The organism is Sphingomonas sp. PR090111-T3T-6A (assembly GCF_000383095.1).
Taxonomy (GTDB): domain Bacteria; phylum Pseudomonadota; class Alphaproteobacteria; order Sphingomonadales; family Sphingomonadaceae; genus Solisphingomonas.
Window position 1 is genome coordinate 685,332 of sequence record NZ_AORL01000021.1, and the last position, 21,203, is coordinate 706,534.

The 21,203-nt window shown below is 66.9% G+C and carries 21 protein-coding genes and 3 tRNA genes; 3 read left to right on the plus strand and 21 right to left on the minus strand.

The genetic code is table 11. The features are described 5' to 3' along the window. Nucleotides 1–60 precede the first annotated feature (60 nt). Nucleotides 61–471, plus strand: a complete 411-nt coding sequence (locus ST3T6A_RS0113315; protein WP_019833435.1) for a DUF3775 domain-containing protein — start codon at nucleotides 61–63, stop codon at nucleotides 469–471. Between the two features lie 4 nt (nucleotides 472–475). Here the strand turns inward: ST3T6A_RS0113315 and ST3T6A_RS0113320 are convergent, their stop codons facing one another. The 4 genes from ST3T6A_RS0113320 to ST3T6A_RS0113335 all read right to left on the minus strand — a co-directional run bounded on the left by ST3T6A_RS0113320 (nucleotide 476) and on the right by ST3T6A_RS0113335 (nucleotide 4,177). Then, entirely contained in the window at nucleotides 476–991 is a 516-nt protein-coding gene (locus ST3T6A_RS0113320) for a 2'-5' RNA ligase family protein (RefSeq protein WP_019833436.1), read from the minus strand. Next, on the minus strand, nucleotides 991–1,572 hold the full coding sequence (locus tag ST3T6A_RS20185; protein WP_019833437.1) for a nucleotidyltransferase family protein: 582 nt from the start codon (nucleotides 1,570–1,572) through the stop codon (nucleotides 991–993). Before ST3T6A_RS20185 ends, ST3T6A_RS0113320 begins: the two co-directional genes overlap by 1 nt. Before the next feature lie 7 nt (nucleotides 1,573–1,579). Beyond that, nucleotides 1,580–3,538, minus strand: a complete 1,959-nt coding sequence (locus ST3T6A_RS0113330) for a potassium transporter Kup (protein ID WP_019833438.1) — start codon at nucleotides 3,536–3,538, stop codon at nucleotides 1,580–1,582. Nucleotides 3,539–3,733: 195 nt separating this feature from the next. Beyond that, nucleotides 3,734–4,177 carry an Lrp/AsnC family transcriptional regulator gene (locus ST3T6A_RS0113335; RefSeq protein ID WP_019833439.1) on the minus strand — a complete coding sequence of 148 codons (444 nt, stop codon included), beginning with the start codon at nucleotides 4,175–4,177 and terminating at the stop codon, nucleotides 3,734–3,736. A 137-nt stretch (nucleotides 4,178–4,314) separates the two neighbouring features. Between ST3T6A_RS0113335 and ald the strand changes: the two genes are divergently transcribed. Further along, nucleotides 4,315–5,409, plus strand: coding sequence for an alanine dehydrogenase (ald, locus tag ST3T6A_RS0113340; protein WP_019833440.1), 1,095 nt, complete (start codon nucleotides 4,315–4,317; stop codon nucleotides 5,407–5,409). A gap of 41 nt (nucleotides 5,410–5,450) precedes the next feature. On the opposite strand, the gene ST3T6A_RS0113345 is transcribed toward ald, so the two are convergent. From ST3T6A_RS0113345 to ST3T6A_RS0113425, 17 genes are all read right to left on the minus strand, one after another. Beyond that, nucleotides 5,451–6,098, minus strand: coding sequence for a tetratricopeptide repeat protein (locus ST3T6A_RS0113345; protein WP_019833441.1), 648 nt, complete (start codon nucleotides 6,096–6,098; stop codon nucleotides 5,451–5,453). Next, nucleotides 6,095–6,508, minus strand: coding sequence for a cytochrome c-type biogenesis protein (locus tag ST3T6A_RS0113350; protein WP_019833442.1), 414 nt, complete (start codon nucleotides 6,506–6,508; stop codon nucleotides 6,095–6,097). Before ST3T6A_RS0113350 ends, ST3T6A_RS0113345 begins: the two co-directional genes overlap by 4 nt. Beyond that, complete coding sequence (locus ST3T6A_RS0113355; RefSeq protein ID WP_019833443.1) at nucleotides 6,505–7,038, minus strand: redoxin family protein; 534 nt, start codon at nucleotides 7,036–7,038, stop codon at nucleotides 6,505–6,507. Before ST3T6A_RS0113355 ends, ST3T6A_RS0113350 begins: the two co-directional genes overlap by 4 nt. Beyond that, entirely contained in the window at nucleotides 7,038–8,975 is a 1,938-nt protein-coding gene (locus ST3T6A_RS0113360; RefSeq protein WP_019833444.1) for a heme lyase CcmF/NrfE family subunit, read from the minus strand. Before ST3T6A_RS0113360 ends, ST3T6A_RS0113355 begins: the two co-directional genes overlap by 1 nt. Continuing rightward, a complete protein-coding gene (gene ccmE / locus ST3T6A_RS0113365; RefSeq protein WP_019833445.1) occupies nucleotides 8,972–9,406 on the minus strand; it encodes a cytochrome c maturation protein CcmE in 435 nt (144 codons plus the stop codon). The genes ST3T6A_RS0113360 and ccmE overlap by 4 nt, the downstream gene beginning before the upstream one ends. Next, complete coding sequence (locus ST3T6A_RS22155) at nucleotides 9,403–9,531, minus strand: hypothetical protein (protein ID WP_019833446.1); 129 nt, start codon at nucleotides 9,529–9,531, stop codon at nucleotides 9,403–9,405. The genes ccmE and ST3T6A_RS22155 overlap by 4 nt, the downstream gene beginning before the upstream one ends. Beyond that, the gene (gene ccmC / locus ST3T6A_RS0113375; protein WP_019833447.1) at nucleotides 9,528–10,247 is read right to left on the minus strand and encodes a heme ABC transporter permease CcmC; all 720 of its coding nucleotides are present in this window, start codon (nucleotides 10,245–10,247) and stop codon (nucleotides 9,528–9,530) included. Before ccmC ends, ST3T6A_RS22155 begins: the two co-directional genes overlap by 4 nt. 66 nt (nucleotides 10,248–10,313) lie before the next feature. Beyond that, nucleotides 10,314–11,363 carry a Glu/Leu/Phe/Val family dehydrogenase gene (locus ST3T6A_RS0113380; protein WP_019833448.1) on the minus strand — a complete coding sequence of 350 codons (1,050 nt, stop codon included), beginning with the start codon at nucleotides 11,361–11,363 and terminating at the stop codon, nucleotides 10,314–10,316. Between the two features lie 91 nt (nucleotides 11,364–11,454). Then, nucleotides 11,455–11,531, minus strand: a tRNA-His gene (locus tag ST3T6A_RS0113385). 239 nt (nucleotides 11,532–11,770) lie between these two features. Further along, nucleotides 11,771–11,845, minus strand: a tRNA-Val gene (locus ST3T6A_RS0113390). A 190-nt stretch (nucleotides 11,846–12,035) separates the two neighbouring features. Further along, entirely contained in the window at nucleotides 12,036–12,308 is a 273-nt protein-coding gene (locus tag ST3T6A_RS0113395; RefSeq protein WP_019833449.1) for an HU family DNA-binding protein, read from the minus strand. Between the two features lie 153 nt (nucleotides 12,309–12,461). Further along, nucleotides 12,462–14,870, minus strand: a complete 2,409-nt coding sequence (lon, locus tag ST3T6A_RS0113400; RefSeq protein WP_019833450.1) for an endopeptidase La — start codon at nucleotides 14,868–14,870, stop codon at nucleotides 12,462–12,464. Nucleotides 14,871–15,076: 206 nt separating this feature from the next. Further along, nucleotides 15,077–16,345: an ATP-dependent Clp protease ATP-binding subunit ClpX gene (gene clpX / locus ST3T6A_RS0113405; RefSeq protein WP_019833451.1), complete on the minus strand. Its 1,269-nt coding sequence runs from the start codon at nucleotides 16,343–16,345 to the stop codon at nucleotides 15,077–15,079. Nucleotides 16,346–16,453: 108 nt separating this feature from the next. After that, on the minus strand, nucleotides 16,454–17,110 hold the full coding sequence (locus tag ST3T6A_RS0113410) for an ATP-dependent Clp protease proteolytic subunit (RefSeq protein ID WP_019833452.1): 657 nt from the start codon (nucleotides 17,108–17,110) through the stop codon (nucleotides 16,454–16,456). 71 nt (nucleotides 17,111–17,181) lie between these two features. Then, nucleotides 17,182–18,123 (minus strand): glycosyltransferase family 2 protein, encoded by a 942-nt coding sequence (locus ST3T6A_RS0113415; RefSeq protein ID WP_019833453.1) that lies wholly within the window; start codon nucleotides 18,121–18,123, stop codon nucleotides 17,182–17,184. A 213-nt stretch (nucleotides 18,124–18,336) separates the two neighbouring features. After that, nucleotides 18,337–19,983, minus strand: coding sequence for a trigger factor (gene tig / locus ST3T6A_RS0113420; protein WP_019833454.1), 1,647 nt, complete (start codon nucleotides 19,981–19,983; stop codon nucleotides 18,337–18,339). A 56-nt stretch (nucleotides 19,984–20,039) separates the two neighbouring features. After that, a tRNA-Leu gene (locus ST3T6A_RS0113425) sits at nucleotides 20,040–20,124 on the minus strand. A gap of 139 nt (nucleotides 20,125–20,263) precedes the next feature. On the opposite strand from ST3T6A_RS0113425, the gene ST3T6A_RS0113430 reads away from it, so the two are divergent. Further along, nucleotides 20,264–21,160, plus strand: coding sequence for an aldose 1-epimerase family protein (locus ST3T6A_RS0113430; RefSeq protein WP_019833455.1), 897 nt, complete (start codon nucleotides 20,264–20,266; stop codon nucleotides 21,158–21,160). The last annotated feature ends 43 nt before the right edge of the window (nucleotides 21,161–21,203 follow it).

Sequence of the window (21,203 nt, forward strand, 5' to 3'; positions counted from 1 at the left end):
AACCGCCACGCGCCCCTATCGTTTCGCCGGACATATCCGTCCACCGTTCAGGGAAGTCCGATGGATCTCGAAACACCTCTCGACCTGATCTGCCGCATCATCATCCGCGCTCGCGAGCTGGAGGCTCCGAAGCCGAACATCGCCCCCGATGACGTCGATGATCTGGATGATTCGGACGAGGACGAGTTCGATGCGCTCGAATCGGAGACGGACGAGACGGTCGAGGACGAACTCCGCACCGCGATCGAGGATCTGGCGGACGATCAACAGATCGAGCTTCTCGCGCTCGCGATGGTCGGCCGGGGCACCTATGACGCTTCCGAATGGGAAGACGCGCTGGAAGCCGCCAGCGACCCAAGCGGCGAATCGCCCGTCGACCAGCTTCTCGATATGCCGACGCTCGCCGAATATCTCGATGCGGGCCTATCCGCATTCGACCTGAGCTGCGAAGGCACGGGACAGGTCGACTGATCCCTTAGCCTCCGAATCGATATCGCCGGATGGGCTCCCATGGCCCATCGCGATAATAATGGGTGGCGATGCCGGTCACCGCGAGCGGACGCGGCCAGGAGAAATCCCGCTTGAGCGCATTGTGAAGCTGTCGGGCGGCATCGGGGTCCGCCTTGTTCTGGATGGTGACGTGAGGCCGCCACGGGATTGCGTCCTGTGGGATCAGCGATCCGGCGAAGGCTTCGGCCAGTTCCTCCCTCAGCGCCTCCAGCGCCGTGCTCCTGACCCGCAGCGCGACGCCCCGGCCGAAGAGCATCGCCTCACCGATCGTCGCCGCCGGCCGGGCTCTTAAGCGCATCTCGCTCCGCAGACGCGCGTCCAGTTCGGGGAGCAGGCTGGGCGGCAGATGATGGAACAGCGTCAGATGCGCGGGCAGGACGTTGCGCTCCGACGGGAAATGCTCGCGACGCAATCGATCGAGCCATGCGAAGTCCGCCGCGCCCAGCTCGGCAGCGACGATGACGGGGGCGGCCTCCGACATCAGCGGAGCCGGGGGACGCGCCGGGTCAGCGCGCCCGGTCGATCAACATCGGCGACGCAGCGGCGGTCGGCGGGGACCATCCTGGCACGGAGCCCTAGCGCCCTCCCCGGCCCCTGATCCCCGCGCGCGGTCTCCAGCGAAGCCAGAGCCGCCCCGCGGAGCAGCACCGGGTGGCCCGGACGTCCGCGATACGCTGGCCGGACAATGTCGTCGCCCTGCGCCGCCCGTCTCAGCAGATGTCGCGCCTGATCTTCGGCCAGCCACGGCATGTCGGCCAGGAACACCAACGCCTCACGATCGATCGGACGCAGCGCCCCCGAAGCGGCCCTGAGGCTCGCCCCCAGCCCTTCCCGATATCCGGCCGCATGCAGGATGATTGCCCGGCGATCCGCGCGGCGCACTTCCGCCGAAACCCGCAGATTCTGCGCGCCTGTCACCACGATCAGCCGCCGCGCCGGCGTCGCCCTCGCGATACGGATGGCGCGCGCGAGCAGCGTCTCTCCCCCGATCCTCGCGAACAGCTTGTTGGGCGCCCCGAACCGCCGCGACGCCCCTGCCGCGAGCAGGATCGCGACGCGCATCGCCGGCCTAAATCTCGACCTGGCTGCCGAGTTCCACCACCCGGTTGGACGGCAGCTTGAAGAACTCCATCGCGCTTTCCGCGTTGCGCAGCATCCAGGCGAACAGCTTCTCCCGCCACACCGCCATGCCCGGTCGCGACGAGGCGATCAGCGTCTGCCGCGCGAGGAAGAAGCTCGTATCCATCATGCGCAGCGGCGCGCCGATCCCCTGCACGCAAGCGAGTGCGGCGGGCACGTCCGGCTCCTGCATGAAGCCGTAATGGACGACCATGCGATAGAAGCCCTGCCCGAACTCCTTCACCTCCGCGCGATGGGACTGGCCGACATAAGGCACGTCCTCGATCTTCACGGTCAGCAGGATCACGCGATCGTGCAGCACCTTGTTGTGCTTGAGGTTGTGGAGCAGCGCGTGGGGTACGCCGTCCCGCGCGGTCGTCATAAACACCGCCGTGCCCGGCACGCGCTCGGCCGAATTGGCAGCAGACTTCACGAACACGGTGACCGGCATCGCCACCTCGCTCAGCCGCTTGATCATCAACTGGCGCCCCTTCGCCCAGGTGGTGAGCAGCGTGAAGGCGATCAGGCCGATCAGCAGCGGGAACCAGCCGCCATCGGGCACCTTGGTGAGATTGGCGGAGAAATAAGCGAGATCCACCGCGAGGAAGACCGCGATCAGCGCGCCCGCGCCGAGCTTGTTCCACTTCCATAGCGAGACGAGCAGCACCGCCAGCAGGAAAGTGTCGATCAGCATCGCCCCTGTCACCGCGATGCCATAGGCCGCCGCGAGGTTGGTCGAGGTACGGAAGCCGAACACCAGCAGGATCACCATCACCATCAGCGTCCAGTTGATGACGGGGATGTAGATCTGCCCCGCCGCGCTGGCCGAGGTGTGCGTGATCTTGAGACGCGGGATGAAGCCGAGCTGGATCGCCTGTTGCGTCACCGAGAAGGCGCCCGAGATCACCGCCTGGCTGGCGATCACCGTCGCCATCGTCGCGAGGATCACCAGCGGCAGGCGCAGCTCGTCCGGCGCGAGCAGGAAGAAGGGCGAGCGGATCATCTCCATCGCATCGGCCGGCGACGCCGAGAGGATCAGCGCCCCCTGCCCCAGATAGTTGAGCATCAGCGCCGGCAGCGCGAAGGCCAGCCACGACACGCGGATCGGCTTGCGGCCGAAATGGCCCATGTCGGCGTAGAGCGCCTCCGCGCCAGTCACCGCCAGCACGACCGAGCCCATGGCGAGGAAGGCGTGCACCGGCTCGACCGCGAAGAAATGGAGCGCGTGGATCGGGTTCAGCGCCACCAGCACGCCCGGCTTCGCGACCAGGTTGATCGCGCCCAGCACGCCCAGCGCGGCGAAGTAGAGCATCATGATCGGCCCGAACAGCGCGCCCATCCGCGCCGTGCCCCGCGCCTGGAGCGCGAACAGCCCGATCAGGATGCCGACCGCGATCGGGATGACCAGCGGCGCCATGCCGCTCTCGACGACGGAGAGGCCTTCGACCGCCGACAGAACCGAAATGGCCGGCGTGATCATGCTGTCGCCGAAGAACAGCGCCGTCGCGAAAACGCCCAGCAGCACGAGGCCCCGCGTCCAGCGCTTCTCGCCCTGCACCGAGCGCGACACCAGCGCCAGCAGCGCAAGGCTGCCGCCCTCGCCCTTGTTGTCGGCGCGCATGATGATCGTGACGTATTTCAACGTCACCACGACCATCATCGACCAGAAGATGAGGCTCAGCACGCCATGGATGTGCATCGCGTCCGGCGTCAGCGGATGGTGTCCGGCGAACGTCTCGCGGAAGGCGTAGATCGGGCTCGTGCCGATATCGCCGAAGACGACGCCGATGGCGCCGACCGACAGCTTCAGCAGGCTTTCGCCCGCATGGGAGTCACGGCCGTCCTGCGCGAGGAGCGACTCGGCGGCGGGCGCGGCCGGGACGGCCTTCTCCTCCAGCGTGTCGTTCATCGGAAGATCATCGGAAGAATACGATGACGTCGAAAGGTCACTCAGCCTGTTCCCGCCACTTGCCGGTACCCCCTCCGGCTTCCCTGGGCCGAGGCCCTAGCACGCCCTCTCTCCCCCCTGCAACGCCACGCGCATCAGGGCGTTCCCGATCCAGGCATGGCGAAAGGCCCGGCATGCCCGAAAACGCCCTGTTCCCTACCCTTCCGCGGAAGCCAGCGTGCGGATCGTGAATTGCGTGACGAGCCGGTGGACACCCGGCAAGGCCGCGAGGATTTCACGATGGATGCGCTCATAGCTGTCCTGCTCGGGCACCAGAACCTTCAGCAGATAATCCGATTCCCCGCTCATCAGATGGGCTTCGCGGACATGCGCGGTGCGGGCGAGCGCGACCTCGAACGCTTCCATCGTCGCGCGCCTCTGATCCACCAAGGTCACCTGCACGAAGACGGTGGAAGGATTGCCTTCCGCCTGTCGCGAAAGACGGGCACGATAGCCGAGGATCATGCCCGCCTGCTCCAGCGCCTTGACCCGCCGATGCGCCGCCGAGGCGGACAGGCCGACATGGTTTCCCAACGCCTCGCTCGTCAGCGCCGAATCTCGGGCGAGCAGACGGAGGATTTTTCGGTCGATGTCGCTCATGCGGGATATTTTTGCCCTCTGGGCACCATATGCACAAGATTTTCCCGATCGAGGCTCCAAAAGCGCCGAAAGACGGGAAATTCGTTGCATCGATGTGCGCTAAAATGACGGTCTGTCAGAACAAAGGAGCGGATTCCATGCGTGTCGGTGTTCCCAAGGAAATCAAGAATCACGAATATCGCGTCGGCCTGACGCCGGGCTCGGTCGCCGAGCTGGTGGCTGCCGGCCATGAGGTTTTCGTCGAAACGAAGGCCGGTTCGGGCATCGATTTCGAAGATCAGGATTATGTCGCCGCCGGCGCCACCATCCTGCCCGACGCCGCCTCGGTGTTCGACAAGGCCGAGATGATCGTCAAGGTGAAGGAGCCGCAGCCGGGCGAGATCGCCATGCTGAAGCCGCACCACCTGCTCTTCACCTATCTCCACCTCGCCGCCGACAAGGCGCAGGCGGAAGGCCTGATGAAGTCCGGCGCGACCTGCATCGCCTATGAGACGGTGACCTCCGATCGCGGCGGCCTGCCGCTCCTCAAGCCGATGTCCGAGGTCGCGGGCCGCATGTCCGTGCAGGTCGGCGCGCATTATCTGGAGAAGGAACAGGGCGGCCGTGGCGTCCTGCTCGGCGGCGTTCCGGGCGTGGCGCCTGCGAAGGTCGCGATCCTCGGCGGCGGCATCGCCGGCGTGAACGCGGCGCAGATGGCGGTCGGTATGCGCGCCGACGTCACCATCTACGACATCAACAACGACCGTCTGGCCGAGCTGGACATGTTCTTCTCCAGCCAGATCAAGACGGCCTATGCCTCCAAGGCAGCGATCGCGGCGGCGGTGAAGCAGGCGCATCTCGTCATCGGCGCGGTGCTGATCCCCGGCGCGGCGGCTCCCAAGCTCGTCACCCGCGACATGCTGAAGACGATGAAGCGCGGCTCTGTGCTGGTCGACATCGCCATCGATCAGGGCGGCTGCTTCGAGACCAGCCATGCCACCACGCATGACAATCCGGTGTTCGAGGTGGACGGCGTGATCCACTATTGCGTCGCCAACATGCCGGGCGCGGTGGCGCGCACCTCGGCGTTCGCGCTCAACAACGCGACGCTGCCCTTCGCGCTGCGCCTCGCCAACATGGGCGCGGAAGCGGCGATGGCGGCCGACAAGCACCTCGCCAACGGCCTCAACGTCTCGGGCGGCAAGATCCGCCACGCTGCCGTGGCCGAGGCGCTGGATCTTCCGCTGAACTGAGCGGAACAGGCCGGCCGGGGGTTCGCTCCCGGCCGGTCCGTTTATGGGTGCGCGACCGGCCGGGCCTCGGCGGCGCGGACTGCTTCAAATGCCATCAGCCGCCTGGCCAGCGGCGCCCGCCACTGCGAATCGACAGGCAGACTGCCGTACAGCGACAGCCATGTACGCTCGGCACCGGCAAGATCGCCCGCCTCTACCTGCATCAGCCCGCGAAAATAACGCGGTGCCGGACTCTGCGGCGCGACAGCTTCGGCACGATCGAAGGCGAGATTGACGGCAGGCGTCTCATTACCCTGCGCCACCACAAAGAGAGCATGGGCGTAGCCGATGCGCAGGTCCACATCCTTGGGTCGCTTGCGGATCGCGTTGCGGAGCAGGCCCGCGGCGGCCTCATCCTCGTTCATCCGATTGAAGGCGTCGGCGGTGGCAAGGACCGCGCCCGTCTCGCCGAATTTGCTCAGGAAGAGCTGTCGTTCGGCCGCGAACAACGTGTCTCCCCGCATCGGCTTCTCGCGCCCGGCCGCAGGGGCGCCGGCCTCTCCGGGGCTGCCCTGCCAGACATAGCCGGCCGCCGCGACGAACAGCGCGGCGCCTACCAGCATCAGCGCCGGCCGGTCGAGCCGCCCCGGCCGCCACAGGAGCAGCGGCACGAGCGCCGCCAGCAGGATGAAGGCGATCCAGCCGCTCATCGGCGCCCCCGCCGTCGGAAGGCCTGCCGGGCGAGGAAGCCACCGACCACGAGTAACACCAGCGGCGCGCCCCAGAGCGGCCATGTCACCGGCTCGACCGTCGGCTTGTAGCTCACCCAGCGGCCATAGCGCGCCACCATCCACGCACGGACCGTCTCCGGGCTCTCGCCCGCCGCGATCCGCTCGCGGACGATCGCGCGCATGTCCCCGGCAAGATCGGCGTCGCTGTCGGCGATCGACTGGCCCTGGCAGACGACGCAGCGCAGCGTCTGCATCAGCGCCTGCGCCTTGGCTTCCTGCTTGGCGTCGGGAAGCTGCGTGTAGGCGAGCGGCTCGGGCGCCAGCACCGGGTCGGCCCGAAGTGCCGCCGGAGCCATCAGCAACGCCGTGAGCGCGAGCTGGCGCCTCATCGCGCAGCCTTCAGGGTATCGATCAGCGCAGGCACGTCCTCGGGTCGGATCTCGCCGATATGCTGCGCGCGGATGATGCCCTTGCCGTCGATCAGGAAGCTCTCCGGCACGCCCGACGAACCGAGCGCAATCTGCAACACGGCCTGATCGTCGAGACCGATATGGTCATAAGGATCGCCGTTGCGCTGGAGGAACTCGCCGACATCGCCCGGCCGGTCGCGCACGGCAATGCCCTCGATCGTCACGCCCGCCTGCTTCAGCGCCATGAGCTGCGGCGCCTCTGCGATGCAGGGCACGCACCAGCTCCCGAAGATATTGAGCAGCCGCGGCTTGCCATCGGCGAAGCCCCTGGCCGTCACCGCCCCCTCGCCCGCCCGCGCGGAGGCCAGCGTGAAGGCCGGCAGCGGCTTGCCCACCATCTGCGACACGACGGTGGTGTCGTGCGGCTTGAGCAGCCCCGACGAGACGAACCCGAGAATGATGAGGAAGGCGACCAGCGGCAGCCAGAGGAGGATGCGCACCGTCTTCATCAATAGGCCCTCGCATAGCCGTCTTGCTCGACCTTCGGCCGGCGGCGCGGCAGCGTCCGGCCGAGCAGCGACAGCGCTCCACCGAGCGCGATCAACGCCCCGCCCGTCCAGATCAGCGTCACGAACGGCTTCCACCACAGGCGGAGCTGCCAGCGCCCGCCGGGCACGGCCTCGCCCACCACCGTATAGAGCTGCCCGTCGAGGCGCGTCGCGATGGCGCTCTCGCTGGTCTGCTGCGGCGGATTGTCGAAGGTACGCTGTTCCGGGCTTAGCGTGATCGGCTCGGCCGTGCCGCGCGTCGCCACCAGCGTCGCCTGCACCGCCGTGTAATTCTCCGCCGCCACCGGCTCGATTCCCACGAACCGGACGGCATAGGGGCCGACCCGCACTGTCTCCCCCGGCCGCGCCGCGACCAGCGTCTCGCGCGTGAAGGCACTCTCCGACGCCATGCCGGCGAGGCTCACCGACACGCCGAGATGCGCCACCACCATGCCCCAGGTGAAGAGCGGTGTCCGCCGCAGATTGCGTTTCCAGAGCGGGGCGATGCTCGCCGCGCCCGTCCCCGCCGCCAGCACGAGGCCGAGCAGCGGCAGCAGCCGTATCCCCGGCGCCAGCAACAACACGGCCACGAGCGTCACCGCCGTGATCGCCGCAGGAACAGCCACCCGGCGCGCCACGGCCGCCAATTCCTCGCGCCGCCAGCGCATCACCGGGCCGGCCGCGACCAACGCCACCAGCACCAGCGCCAGCGGCCCCGCCGCCGCGTTGAAATAAGGCGGGCCGACCGAGAGCTTCTCGCCCGTCATGCTCTCCACCGCGAGCGGATAGAGCGTGCCGATCAGCACGATGCCGAGGATCGCCGAGAGCAGCAGGTTGTTCACCACCAGCGCGCCTTCACGGCTCACCGGATCGAAGCGGTTGCCCTCCTTCACGGTCGCAATCCGCGCGCCGAACAGCGCCAGCGCGCCACCGATATAAAGCGCCAGCAGCACGAGGATGAACGCGCCCCGCTTGGGGTCCAGCGCGAAGGCGTGGACGCTCGTCAGGATGCCCGAGCGGACGAGGAACGTCCCCACCATGCTCATCGAGAAGGCGACCACCGCCAGCATCACCGTCCACGCGCGCAGACCGTCGCGCGTCGCCAGCACCGTCACCGAATGGAGCAATGCTGTCGCCGCGAGCCACGGCATCAGCGACGCGTTCTCGGTCGGGTCCCAGAACCACCAGCCGCCCCAGCCCAGCTCATAATAGGCCCAGTAGCTGCCCGCCGTGATCCCGACAGTCAGGAAGATCCACGCCCCCAGCACCCAGGGCCGCATCGCGCGCGCAAACGCCGGGCCGACGTCGCGGGTCAGCAGCGCCCCCACCGCGAAGGAAAAGGCCACCGACAGCCCGACATAGCCGACGTAGAGCGTCGGCGGATGGAAGGCCAGGCCGGGGTCTTGCAGCAGCGGATTGAAGCCGTTGCCCTCGGCCGGCGGCACGGGCAACCGCGCGAAGGGGTCGGACGAGAAGAGCAGGAAGGCGAAGAAGCCCAGCGCGATCACAGCCTGCGCGGCGATGGTGGCGGCCAGCGTCCGCTCCGGCAGCCTGCGTTCGAGCAGCGCCACCGCCGCGCCCGACAATGCGAGGATCGTCACCCAGAGCAGCATCGAGCCTTCATGGTTTCCCCACGCGCCCGCGATCCGATACATTGCCGGCAGCGTGGTGGCGCTCTCCTCGGCTACCAGCTTCACCGACAGATCGGTCCGCCAGAAGACGAGCAACAGCGCGCCGAACGCCGTCAGCGTCACCAGCGCCTGCACCACCGCCACCGGCCGTACCGCTCGCATCAGCGACGCGCCTTCGCGCCCCAGCGCGCCCAGCCCGAGACAGGCCTGCAACAGTGCCAGCGCGGCGGCAATCCAGAGGGCGGCAAGCCCGGTTTCGGCGATCATGGCTTCAGGCTCTTGGCTTCATGCATCGAGCCCGCGACCTGCGGCGGCATGTAACGCTCGTCATGCTTGGCGAGGATGGTGTCGGCGACGAACTGGCCCGGCGCGGTGAAGCGCCCTTCCGCCACCACGCCCGAGCCTTCGCGGAACAGGTCCGGCACGATGCCGGTGTAGCGCGCGGCGACGCTGGCCGCGCCGTCGGTGACGCGGAAAGAGATGGTCACGCCGTCGGCCTCACGGTGGAGCGAGCCCTTCTCCACCATTCCGCCCAGCCGGACCTGCTGGCCGAGCGCGACATGATCGCGCGCCGCGTCGCCCGGCGTGTAGAAATAGGAAGCCTGGTCCTTCAGTGCCGACATCGCGAGCAGCGCCGCCGCGACGAGCGCGCCCGTCGCCGCCAGCACGAGCGTGAGCCGCTGGTTCTTCGCCTTCATCGACGCTTCAAGGCCTCCGCCGCCCGCTCGGCCTTCCGCATCGCCACGAAGCTCGCGAGCGCAAGCGTCAGCGTGCCGCCGATGGCGACCGCATAGGCCGCGATCACGAAGGGCCACTGGCTCATGCGGCACTCCCCAACCGGCGCAGCCGCGCCTCGACCTTGCCGCGCGCCAAGGCCGCCCGCATCCGCATCAGCACGATCGCGCCGAACAGCAAGGTGAAGCCCATCAGCGCGATCGGCAACGGCCAGAGGATCGCGGGATCGATGGTAGAGCCGGTGAAGCTGATGCTCTGCCCCTGATGGAGCGTGCGCCACCACAGCACCGAGAAATGGATGATCGGCAGGTTCACGGCCCCCACCAGACCGAAAATCGCCGCCGCCCGCGCCTGCCCGCCACGCTCGGCGACCGCCTCGGCCAGCGCGATATAGGCAATGTAGAGGAACAGCAGCACGAGCATCGAGGTCAGCCGCCCGTCCCACTCCCACCAGGTCCCCCAGGTCGGGCGCCCCCAGATCGAGCCGCTCGCAAGGCAGATAGCGGTGAACACAGCCCCCGGTAGCGCCACCGCACGCGCCGCCAGACCCGCCAGCGGATGCCGCCAGACCAGCTCGGCAAGGCTCGCCCCCGCGATGCCGCTCCAGCCCGCCATGCCGAGCCAAGCGGCCGGAACGTGGATATACATGATGCGGACCGTCTGGCCCTGGAGATAATCGACCGGCGTCAGGAACAGGCCCGCGCTCAATCCCACGACGATCAGCACCGCGCCGGACCAGCCAAACCAGCCGGTCAGCGGGCGCGCGATCGAAAGAAAACGGACGGGATTCGCGAAAACATGCATGGCTCGCCCCTAGCCTTACGCGGAGGCGGGCCGCTGGGGAAGCCGTCGACTTCCCCAGCTTCGAGATCAGCCGCGGCCGATCAGGCGCTGCGCCATGCGATCGGCGACGATCGACGACGGTTCGCTGATCGAGGCGCTCTCCTCCCACACCTTGTCGAGGCGGCCGGGGATTTCCGCGATCCGCTTCTCGACCTCGGCGCGGTCGCCATGGCCCAGATATTCGAGGCCGACATTGATGATGCCGCCCGCGTTGATGACATAATCCGGCGCATAGGTGATGCCTCGCGCATGGAGGCGCCAGCCGTCCTCCGGCGTCGCGAGCTGGTTGTTGGCCCCGCCTGCCACGATTGGAGCCTTGAGCGCCGCGATGCTCTCGGCGGTCAGGATCGCGCCCAGCGCGCAGGGGCTGACGACATCGGCCTCGACGGTCAGGATCGCGTCCGCCGGCACGGCCTCGCCGCCCAGATCCGCTGCCAGCGCCTTGGCGCGATCGGCGTTGACGTCCGCGAGGGTGAGCTTGGCACCGTCCTTCGCCAGCAGACGGGCCAGGCCGCCGCCGACGCTGCCGACGCCCTGGATCGCGACATGCACGCCCGCCATGTCATCCCGCTTCAGCGCGCGGCGCACCGCCGCCTTGACGCCCAGATAGACGCCCATCGCGGTGAACGGGCCGGGATCGCCGCCCGCATCGCCTGCGCCCGCCACCGGGAGGCCGGAGACATGCTTGGTGAACTTGGATATCTGGACCATGTCGGCGTCCGAGATGCCGACGTCCTCCGCCGTGATGTAACGGCCGCCGAGGCTGTCCACGGCCTTGCCGAACGCCGCCAGCAGCTCCGGAGTCTTGCCGCGCGCCGGGTCCGCAAGGATCACCGCCTTGCCGCCGCCCATGGGGAGGCCAGCCATGGCATTCTTGTAGCTCATGCCGCGCGACAGGCGCAGCGCATCGGTGATCGCCTCGTCCGAGCGGGCGTAGGTCCAGTAACGGCATCCGCCGGCCGCCGCGCCAAGAGCGGTCGAGTGAACGGCGATGATCGCCGAAAGGCCCGAGGCAGCGTCCCGGAAGAAGTGGACACCTTCATGCTCGTCGAAATCGGGATATTCCCAGGGGGCCATTGCGCTCAACCTTTGGCCGGTCCTTTCAGGATGACCATGGGAGCCCGGCTCACATATCCCCTAGTCGCGCTGTCCGCTGAAGGGGAGACGATGGGGCGATCGACGGGGATTGAACCCGCAACCTCCGGTACCACAAACCGGCGCTCTAACCAATTGAGCTACGATCGCCACGACGCCGTCGTTGGCAGCGTGGCGCCCCCTTAGGAGGGCTTCAGGGCCGCCGTCAAGGCCATGTTGGCACTTGTTTGCAATTATCTTTCACGGCGCCCGTGGCGATCCGCGCACGCCGGGCCGGAGACGCCTTCCCTCCTGCAAAGCGGGAGGAGGAACCATGCAACATGGCGACGGCCGGCCGCGAAGGTCGTCCGCCTATCCCGTGATATCATCGATGATGAGGGATGGGGACGTGGTGGGCGCGACAGGGATTGAACCTGTGACCCCACCCGTGTGAAGGGTGTGCTCTACCGCTGAGCTACGCGCCCACGTCCTGGATCCGGCTGTGATTGGATGTTCCGCGATCGGAAATCCGATGCCCCGCCGGGGAGCGACCGGGCCACTGCCCCGTCGGTGAAGGGGCGGTTAGCGCGCCTCATCGCGGCTGTCCAGCGCCTCTTTGTCACAAAAAATAAAAAAGAGCGGCTGGCCCCCTGTGCCAGCCGCTCTTTTATGCGTTCAGTTGACCGCGTCCTTGAGGCCCTTGCCCGCCTTGAACTTGGGCTGGGTGGAAGCGGAGATGGACATGGGCTCGCCCGTCCGGGGATTGCGCCCCGTGGACGCCTTGCGCTTGCTGACGGAGAAGGTGCCGAAACCGACCAGACGCACCTCGTCCCCCTTTTTCAGGGCGCCGCTGATGCTGTCGAAGACGCTCTCGACAGCCTTGCCGGCATCGCTCCGGGTGAGGCCGGCGGACTCCGCAACCGCACTGATAAGCTCTTGCTTATTCATCCTTCAAGGACCCCCTGCTTCTATGTCCGGGATCGGACTGACGTGCATATCCCGGCGGGCCATGCCGCCGGAATCACAGCCGGGCAGAGGAAACGATGACTATTTAGGGCGAGTCAAGCAGACTCGCCCTTTCCATGCGCTCAAATGACAAAATCAGTGACGAATCGCGGGATCGCCACCCGATTCCCCCCGCTGACCGAGCGCTGCGGGCGGCTCGGCGGCGAGTTCGTCCGCCTCGGTCCACTCGATCGGCGCGATCGGCGAGACAAGCGCACGGGCCAGCACCTCGTCGAGATGCTTCACCGGAACGATCTCCAGACCGTCCTTGATCGACGCGGGAATCTCGGCGAGGTCCTTCTCGTTCTCGGCCGGGATGAGCACCGTGCGGATGCCACCGCGCAACGCCGCCAGCAGCTTCTCCTTCAAGCCGCCGATCGGCAGCACGCGGCCACGCAGCGTCACCTCGCCCGTCATCGCGACGTCGCGACGCACCGCCACGCCGGTCAGCGTCGAGATGATCGCCGTCGCCAGACCGATGCCCGCCGACGGACCATCCTTCGGCACCGCGCCTTCGGGCAGGTGGATGTGCACGTCCTTGCGGGCGAACAGGTTCGGCCGCACGCCATAGGCCGGCGAGCGCGCCTTCACGAAGCTGTAGGCCGCCTGCACACTTTCCTTCATCACGTCGCCGAGCTTGCCGGTGGTCTGGATCAGACCCTTGCCCGGCACGGTGACGGCCTCGATGGTCAGCAGCTCGCCGCCCACCTCGGTCCAGGCGAGGCCGGTGACGGCGCCGATCTGGTCCTCTTCCTCCGACACGCCGTAGCGATACTTCTGCACGCCCGCGAACTCGGCGAGGTTCTTCTCGTCGATGACGACCGTCTCGGCCTTCTTCTCGAGGATGCGGCGCAACGCCTTGCGGGCGAGACGCGCAATCTCGCGCTCCAGCGTGCGGACGCCGGCTTCACGCGTGTAATAGCGGATCAGCGCGAGCAGGCCGTCGTCGGTGAGCGTGAACTCTCCCGCCTTCAGGCCATGCGCCTCGATCTGCTTCTCGATCAGATGCGCCTTGGCGATCTCCAGCTTCTCCTGCTCGGTATAGCCTTCGAGCCGGATGATCTCCATGCGGTCGAGCAGCGGCTGCGGCAGGTTCAGGCTGTTCGCCGTGCAGACGAACATCACGTCCGAAAGATCGATGTCGATCTCCAGATAATGATCCTGGAACTTGGCGTTCTGCTCCGGGTCGAGCACCTCGAGCAGCGCGGAGGCCGGATCGCCCCGGAAATCCTGGCCGAGCTTGTCGATCTCATCGAGCAGGAAGAGCGGATTGCTCGTGCCGGCGCGCTTGAGATTGTTGACGATCTTGCCCGGCATCGAGCCGATATATGTCCGGCGATGGCCACGGATCTCGGCCTCGTCGCGCACGCCGCCCAGCGAGTGGCGCACGAACTCGCGGCCCGTCGCCTTGGCGATCGAGCGGCCGAGCGACGTCTTGCCGACACCCGGCGGGCCGACGAGGCAGAGGATCGGGCCCTTCACCTTGTTGGTGCGCGCCTGCACCGCGAGATATTCGACGATGCGCTCCTTCACCTTCTCCAGCGCGTAGTGATCCTCGTCGAGGATGCGCTCGGCGGCGGGGATGTCGTGCTTGACCTTGCTCTTCTTGCCCCACGGCAGGCCGAGCAGCACGTCGAGATAATTGCGCACGACCGTCGCCTCGGCGGACATCGGTGCCATCGTCTTGAGCTTCTTCAGCTCGGCGGTCGCCTTGGCGCGCGCTTCCTTGCTGAGCTTGAGCTTGGCGATCTTCTGCGTGAGTTCGGCGACCTCGTTGCCGTCCTCCTCGCTCTCCGAACCCAGCTCGCGCTGGATCGCCTTGAGCTGCTCGTTGAGGTAATATTCGCGCTGGGTCTTCTCCATCTGGCGCTTCACGCGCGAGCGGATCTTCTTCTCGACCTTCAGCACGCCAAGCTCGCCCTCCATGAAGGCGAACGCCATCTCCAGCCGCTTGGCGGGATCGGCCTCGACCAGCAGCGCCTGCTTGTCGGACACCTTCACGCCGAGATTGGCGGCGACCATGTCGGCAAGCTTCGACGGCTCCTCGACCTGGCTGAGCTGGGTCGACGTCTCGGACGGCAGCTTCTTGTTGAGGCGGGCATAGGAGTCGAACTGGTCGACGACGGAGCGCATCAGCGCCTGCGTCTCGGCACCCTCGCCCTCCTGCTCCTCGACCAGCGCCACCGTGGCGGTGAGCTGCTTGCCGTCGGCCTCCAGCTTTTCGAGCGTGGCGCGCTGGCGCCCCTCGACCAGCACGCGCACCGTGCCGTCGGGCAGCTTCAGGAGCTGCAGCACCGTCGCCACGACGCCGAGGTCGTAGAGCGCCGCGCGATCGGGATCGTCCTCGGCCGGGTCGAGCTGCGCCACGAGGAAAATGGACTTGTCCGCCGCCATCGCGGTTTCCAGCGCCGCCACCGACTTCTCGCGGCCGACGAACAGCGGCACGATCATGTGCGGAAACACGACGATGTCGCGCAGGGGCAGGACAGGAAGAGTCTCGGTCATGAAATCTCCAGCGGGCGGCGTACGGTGCCGCCCCGTTCGGATAGCAATATGGCGACGCACGCGACCCGCATCAATGCAGCGCTCAACCTTTGGCTCCGCCAGGGTGCATGAACCGTGAACGACACTCCGAAGAGCCGGCCAGCACCCCGAATGAGAAAGGGCGCCCGGGTTTCCCCGAACGCCCCATCCCTACCTCATAGAAGCTCTCAGGCCGCGCCGGGCGCTTCCTTCACCTTTTTCGAGAAGACGCGGATCGGCTCCTTGCGGCCCTCGACCACGTCCTTGTCGATCATCACCTCGTCGACGCCTTCCATCGAGGGCAGCTCGAACATGGTGTCGAGCAGGATGCCTTCGAGGATCGAGCGAAGCCCGCGCGCGCCGGTCTTGCGATCGATCGCCCGGCGGGCGACGGCCACCAGCGCCTCGTCGGTGAAGGAGAGCTTCACGCCCTCCATGTCGAAGAGCTTCTGATACTGCTTCACCAGCGCGTTCTTCGGCTCGGACAGGATCTTGACCAGAGCGCTCTCGTCCAGATCCTCCAGCGTCGCAATGACCGGAAGACGGCCGACGAACTCCGGGATCAGGCCAAACTTCAGCAGATCCTCGGGCTCGCACTGGCGCAGCGTCTCGCCGACGCGGCGCTCTTCCGGCGTCGACACAAACGCGCCGAAACCGATCGACTTGCCCTGCAGGCGATCCGCGATGATCTTTTCCAGACCCGCGAAGGCGCCGCCGCAGATGAACAGGATGTTCGTCGTGTCGACCTGGAGGAACTCCTGCTGCGGATGCTTGCGGCCACCCTGCGGCGGAACGCTCGCGGTGGTGCCTTCCATCAGCTTCAGAAGCGCCTGCTGCACGCCCTCGCCCGACACGTCGCGCGTGATCGAGGGATTGTCGGCCTTGCGGCTGATCTTGTCGATCTCGTCGATGTAGACGATGCCGCGCTGCGCCCGCTCGACGTTATAGTCGGAGGCCTGAAGCAGCTTCAGGATGATGTTCTCGACATCCTCGCCGACATAACCGGCTTCGGTGAGCGTCGTCGCGTCCGCCATGGTGAACGGCACATCAAGGATGCGCGCCAGCGTCTGGGCGAGCAGCGTCTTGCCGCAACCCGTCGGGCCGACGAGCAGGATGTTCGACTTCGCAAGCTCGACGTCCGCACCCTTCGCGCCATGATTGAGGCGCTTGTAGTGGTTATGCACGGCCACCGAGAGCACGCGCTTCGCCTGCTTCTGGCCGATGACATAATCGTCGAGAACATCGCAGATTTCCTGCGGCGTGGGGACGCCGCCGTCCCGCTTGCTCACCAGCGAGGACTTGGTCTCCTCACGGATGATGTCGTTGCACAGTTCCACGCACTCGTCGCAGATGAACACGGTCGGTCCAGCAATCAGCTTCCGCACCTCATGCTGGCTCTTTCCGCAGAAGGAGCAGTAGAGGGTGCTCTTGCTATCGCCGCCGCTCAAATTTGGCATATTCGCTTCCTTGACGCCGGAACTCCGGCCATCCTCAATCGGTCAGTCTAGACGCTTGGGCGTGCCGGGCAATGGGGTTGTAACCCATTTCACCGGCACAATGTCCCATTACGCCGCCGCCTTCTCCTCCGTCGGAGCCGGGCGCTTGTCGAACACCTCGTCGATCAGGCCGAATTCCTTGGCCTCATCCGCCTCGAGGAACTTGTCGCGATCCATCGCGCGCTCGATCACGTCGATCGGCTGACCCGTGTACTTGGCGTACAGCGTGTTCATCCGATGCCGGATGCGCAGGATTTCCTTGGCCTGGATCTCGATGTCCGACGCCATGCCCTGCGCGCCGCCCGACGGCTGGTGGATCATCACGCGGGCGTTGGTGGTGGCATAGCGCATGCCCGGCTCGCCCGAGGCCAGCAGGAAGCTGCCCATCGACGCCGCCTGACCCACGCAGATCGTGCCGACGCGCGGACGGATATACTGCATGGTGTCGTGGATCGCCATGCCGGCGGTTACCACGCCGCCCGGCGAGTTGATGTAGAGGAAGATGTCCTTCTTCGGGTTCTCGGACTCGAGGAAGAGAAGCTGCGCCACGATCAGCGCCGCCATATGGTCCTCGACCGGCCCGTTCACGAACACGATCCGCTCGCGGAGCAGGCGCGAGTAGATGTCGAAGCTGCGCTCGCCGCGGCTCGACTGCTCGATGACGATCGGCACGAGCCCCGCGGCCGCGTCGTTGTGGAAGATGCCTTCAGGAATGGGACGGTTCATGGGAATTCGGGTTCCTTCTGCCCTCTGTTACGCCAACATCGGCGCTTCGCGGGGGGACTTCAAGGGGCGTTTCAGCCTTCGCCGACAGCCGGCAGGGCCAGATAGGCAAGCCGCCGCATCTCGCGACGCCCCCGCGTGACCGTATCGAGGATCACGCCGGAAAAGAAGCTGAGGAAGGCCAGCAGCGTCAGGCCGGTCGACAGGATCGCCGTCGGCAGCCGCGGGACCAGCCCCGTCGCGAAATAGGTTTCCGCGAGCGGCTCCGCCAGCACCAGGGCCACCAGCAGCAGCAGCGCCCCCGCGAGACCGAAGAACAGCACCGGGCGCTCGACGCGATACAGGTTGAGGATCGTGCGCAGGATGCGCCAGCCGTCGCGATAGGTGGAGAGCTTGGAGACCGAGCCTTCCGGCCGCGCGGCATAATCCGTCTCGATCTCGGCGCAGGGCATCCTGAGTTCGAGCGCGTGCACGCTGATCTCCGTCTCGATCTCGAATCCCTCCGAGAGGATCGGGAAGCTCTTCACGAAGCGGCGGGAAAAGACGCGATAGCCCGAAAGAATATCCGAGAAGCTCCGCCCGAAAAGCTGGGCCAGCATCCCCGTCAGCAGCTTGTTGCCGAGTCGGTGCCCGCGGCGATACGCCAGCTCGATCTCCGAGCGGCGGGCGCCGACCACCATGTCGAGGCGCTCCTCGACCAGCCGATCGATCAGCGCAGGCGCCGCGGCGGCGTCGTAGGTCGCGTCGCCGTCGGCCATCACATAGATGTCGGCCTCGATGTCCGCGAACATCCGGCGGACGACATGACCCTTGCCCTGCATCCTCTCGGTGCGGACGACAGCGCCGGCAGCGCGGGCATAGTCCACCGTCCGGTCGCGGCTGTTGTTGTCATAGACATAGACCGTGGCGCCCGGGAGCGCCGCGCGGAAGGCCGCGACGGTCTGTCCGATCGCCGCCTCCTCGTTGTAGCACGGCAGGATGACGGCAACGCGCGGGGGAAGCTGCGATTGGGACAAAGCGTGCACCTGGCGGGGATCGTGGACGGAAGGATGAGCCCCCTCACCCGCCCGATGTCGGTTTTGTGTCCATAGCCAAGGCATCGGCTGCGCAACAAGCCCGATACCCCGAAAACAGACATGGCCCCCTGATATGCAGGGAGCCATGCGCTGCGGATCATGCCCGCAGGGAAGAACCGCTCCGCCCGGGCTGGCCGGACGGAGCCGATCTCCTTACTCGGCGTCGGCCGCCTTCTTCTTGGCCGGAGCCTTCTTGGCAGCCGGCTTCCTGGCGGGCTCGGCGGCCGCGCCCTCGTCGGCGGCGGCAGCGGCCTTCTTGGCCGGAGCCTTCTTCGCGGCCGGCTTCTTGGCGGGTTCCTCGGCCTTCACCTCTTCCTCGGCCGGAGCGGCGGCCTTCTTGGCGGCCGGCTTCTTCGCCTTCGGTTTGGGAGCCTCATGATCGTGGTCGTGGTCATGGCCATGGTCGTGGTCATGATGGTGGTGATCATGGTCGTGATCGTGGTTGTGGACGTGCGTGCCCGACACGAAGCCGTCGTCGGCCTCGATCGCGGCTTCCAGCTCCTCGCGGGTCACTTCACGATCGCTGATCTCGGCCTTCGAGAACAGGAAGTCGACGACCTTGTCCTCATAGAGTGGCGCGCGGAGCTGGGCAGCGGCCATCGCATCCTGCTGGACGTACTGGGCGAAGCGCTCGCGGTCCTTCGGCTGATACTGGGCGGCGGCCTGCGCGATCAGGCGCTGCATCTCGGCCTGGGTGACCTCGATGCCGTTCGCCTGGCCGATCTCCGACAGGAGCAGGCCGAGACGGACGCGACGCTCCGCGATCGCCTTATAGTCGTCGCGATCCTTCTCCAGCTCGGCCTTGGCGGCCTCGACGTCGGCCTCGTGCGTCGCCTCATGCTCGAGCTGCGCCCAGATCTGCGAGAACTCGGCCTCGACCATCGACGGCGGAACCGGGAAGTCATGACCCTCGGCGAGCTGGTCGAGCAGCTTGCGCTTCATGTGGGTGCGGGTCAGGCCGTTCAGCTCCTGATCGATCTGGCCCTTGATCAGCTCCTTGAGCTGGTCGAGGCCCTGAAGGCCGAGCTGCTTGGCGAACTCGTCGTCGATCACGGTTTCGGCCGGAACCTTCACTTCGGTGACGGTGACGGCGAACACGGCGTCCTTGCCGGCGAGGTTCTTGGCCGGATAGTCCTTCGGGAAGGTCACGTTCAACTCACGGCTCTCGCCGACCTTCACGCCCTCGAGCTGCTCCTCGAAACCCGGGATCAGGCGGCCCGAGCCCAGCTCGACCGACATGCCCTCGCCGGTGCCGCCCTCGAAGGCGACGCCGTCGACGGTGCCCTTATAGTCCATGACGACCAGATCGCCCTCGACGGCCGGGTGGCCTTCCGGGGCGGCGTCATGGCGCTTGGACTGGGCGGCGATACGCGACACCTGCTCGTCGATCTCGGCGGCGACCGCGGCGACCGTCAGGCGCTCCAGCTTCAGGGCGTCGATCGCGGGGGCCGGCACGTCCGGCAGCACTTCGAGGCTGATGCCGAGCTCTGCGTCCTTGCCCTCTTCATAGCCTTCGCCCAGCTCGACGGCCGGCTGCGTCGCCGGGCGGAGCTTCTGCTCGACGAGGAGCTGCTGGATGCCTTCCTGCACGGCGCTGTTCAGCGCGTCCTGGTGCAGCGCGGGGCCATGCATCTTCTTGACGATGTTGGCCGGCACCTTGCCGGGACGGAAGCCGGGCATACGCATCTGCGGGGCGGCCAGCTTCACCTGCTCGTCGACGCGGGCGGCGATGTCCTTGGCCGGGATCGTGAGCTTGTAAGCGCGCTTCAGCCCCTCGTTCAACGTCTCGACAGTCTGCATGGTCAGCCTTCTTTTCAGGAATCTCGTTTCAACTGCGCCAGTCCGCGGGCGGGAGCTGGTGCGGGCGAAGGGACTCGAACCCCCACATCTTGCGATACTGGAACCTAAATCCAGCGCGTCTACCAATTCCGCCACGCCCGCGTGCAGTCGCTGGTCGGCGCGCGTCTATAACAGCCGTGCCGCCAAGGGCAAGGCGTACGGCGCGCACAAGCCCCTCTTAGCGCGTTGATGGCGCGAAAGAAGCCCCATCGCAATCTAGGAACCACATCGCGAGAATGGCATGAAGGCCGATATGAGCGATCTCGTCACCCTCGCCTCGCCTGACCTCACCGTGACCGTCTCGCCGCTCGGCGCCGAGCTGCAATCGGTCACCGACCAACAGGGCGGCGAGTGGTTGTGGGACGGCGACGAGCGCTGGTGGACAGGCCGGGCGCCGATCCTTTTCCCTACCGTCGGGGCGCTGACCGGCGGGATGGCGCGCTTCTCGGGACGCGAATATCCGATGGCGCAGCACGGTTTCGCGCGGCGGAGGACGTTCGCGCTCGTCGAACAGTTAGCCCATGCCGCGACGTTCCGGCTGGACGACGACGCCGAGAGCCGAGAGCATTATCCCTTCGCCTTCCGCCTCGACATCGCGCATCGGCTCGATGGGGCGACGCTGGAAACCGTGGTGAGCGTCACCAATCGGGGCGGTGCGCCGATGCCGGTGGGGGTCGGCTTCCATCCGGCACTGCGCTGGCCGCTTCCCGGCACGGGGTCGCTGTCGCGCGGCGAGCATATCATCCGGTTCGATGCGGAAGAGCCCGAACCGATCCGTACGGTGGTGGCGGGCGGCCTGCTCGGCCCAGCCGCGCCGACGCCGATCCATGCGGACGAACTCCCGCTCCGGGATTCGCTGTTCGACGCGGATGCGCTGGTGCTCGACCGGCCGAACAGCCGTGGCCTGTGGTTCGGTGTGCCGGACAAGCCCGGCGTGCGGGTCGATTTCGCGGCGATGCCGATGCTGGGGCTCTGGACCAAGCCGGGCGCCGGCTATCTCTGCGTCGAGCCGTGGCATGGCCATGCCGATGACGAGAGTTTCACCGGAGAGTTCGCGGACAAGCCAGGCGTCGTGACGCTCGCGCCGGGAGAAAGTCACGATTTCGCGATGGCGCTGACCTTCGGGGTCAGCTTCTAAGGAACATCCGCTCCCCGGCGATGATGGCCGGGGAGCGGAGCAT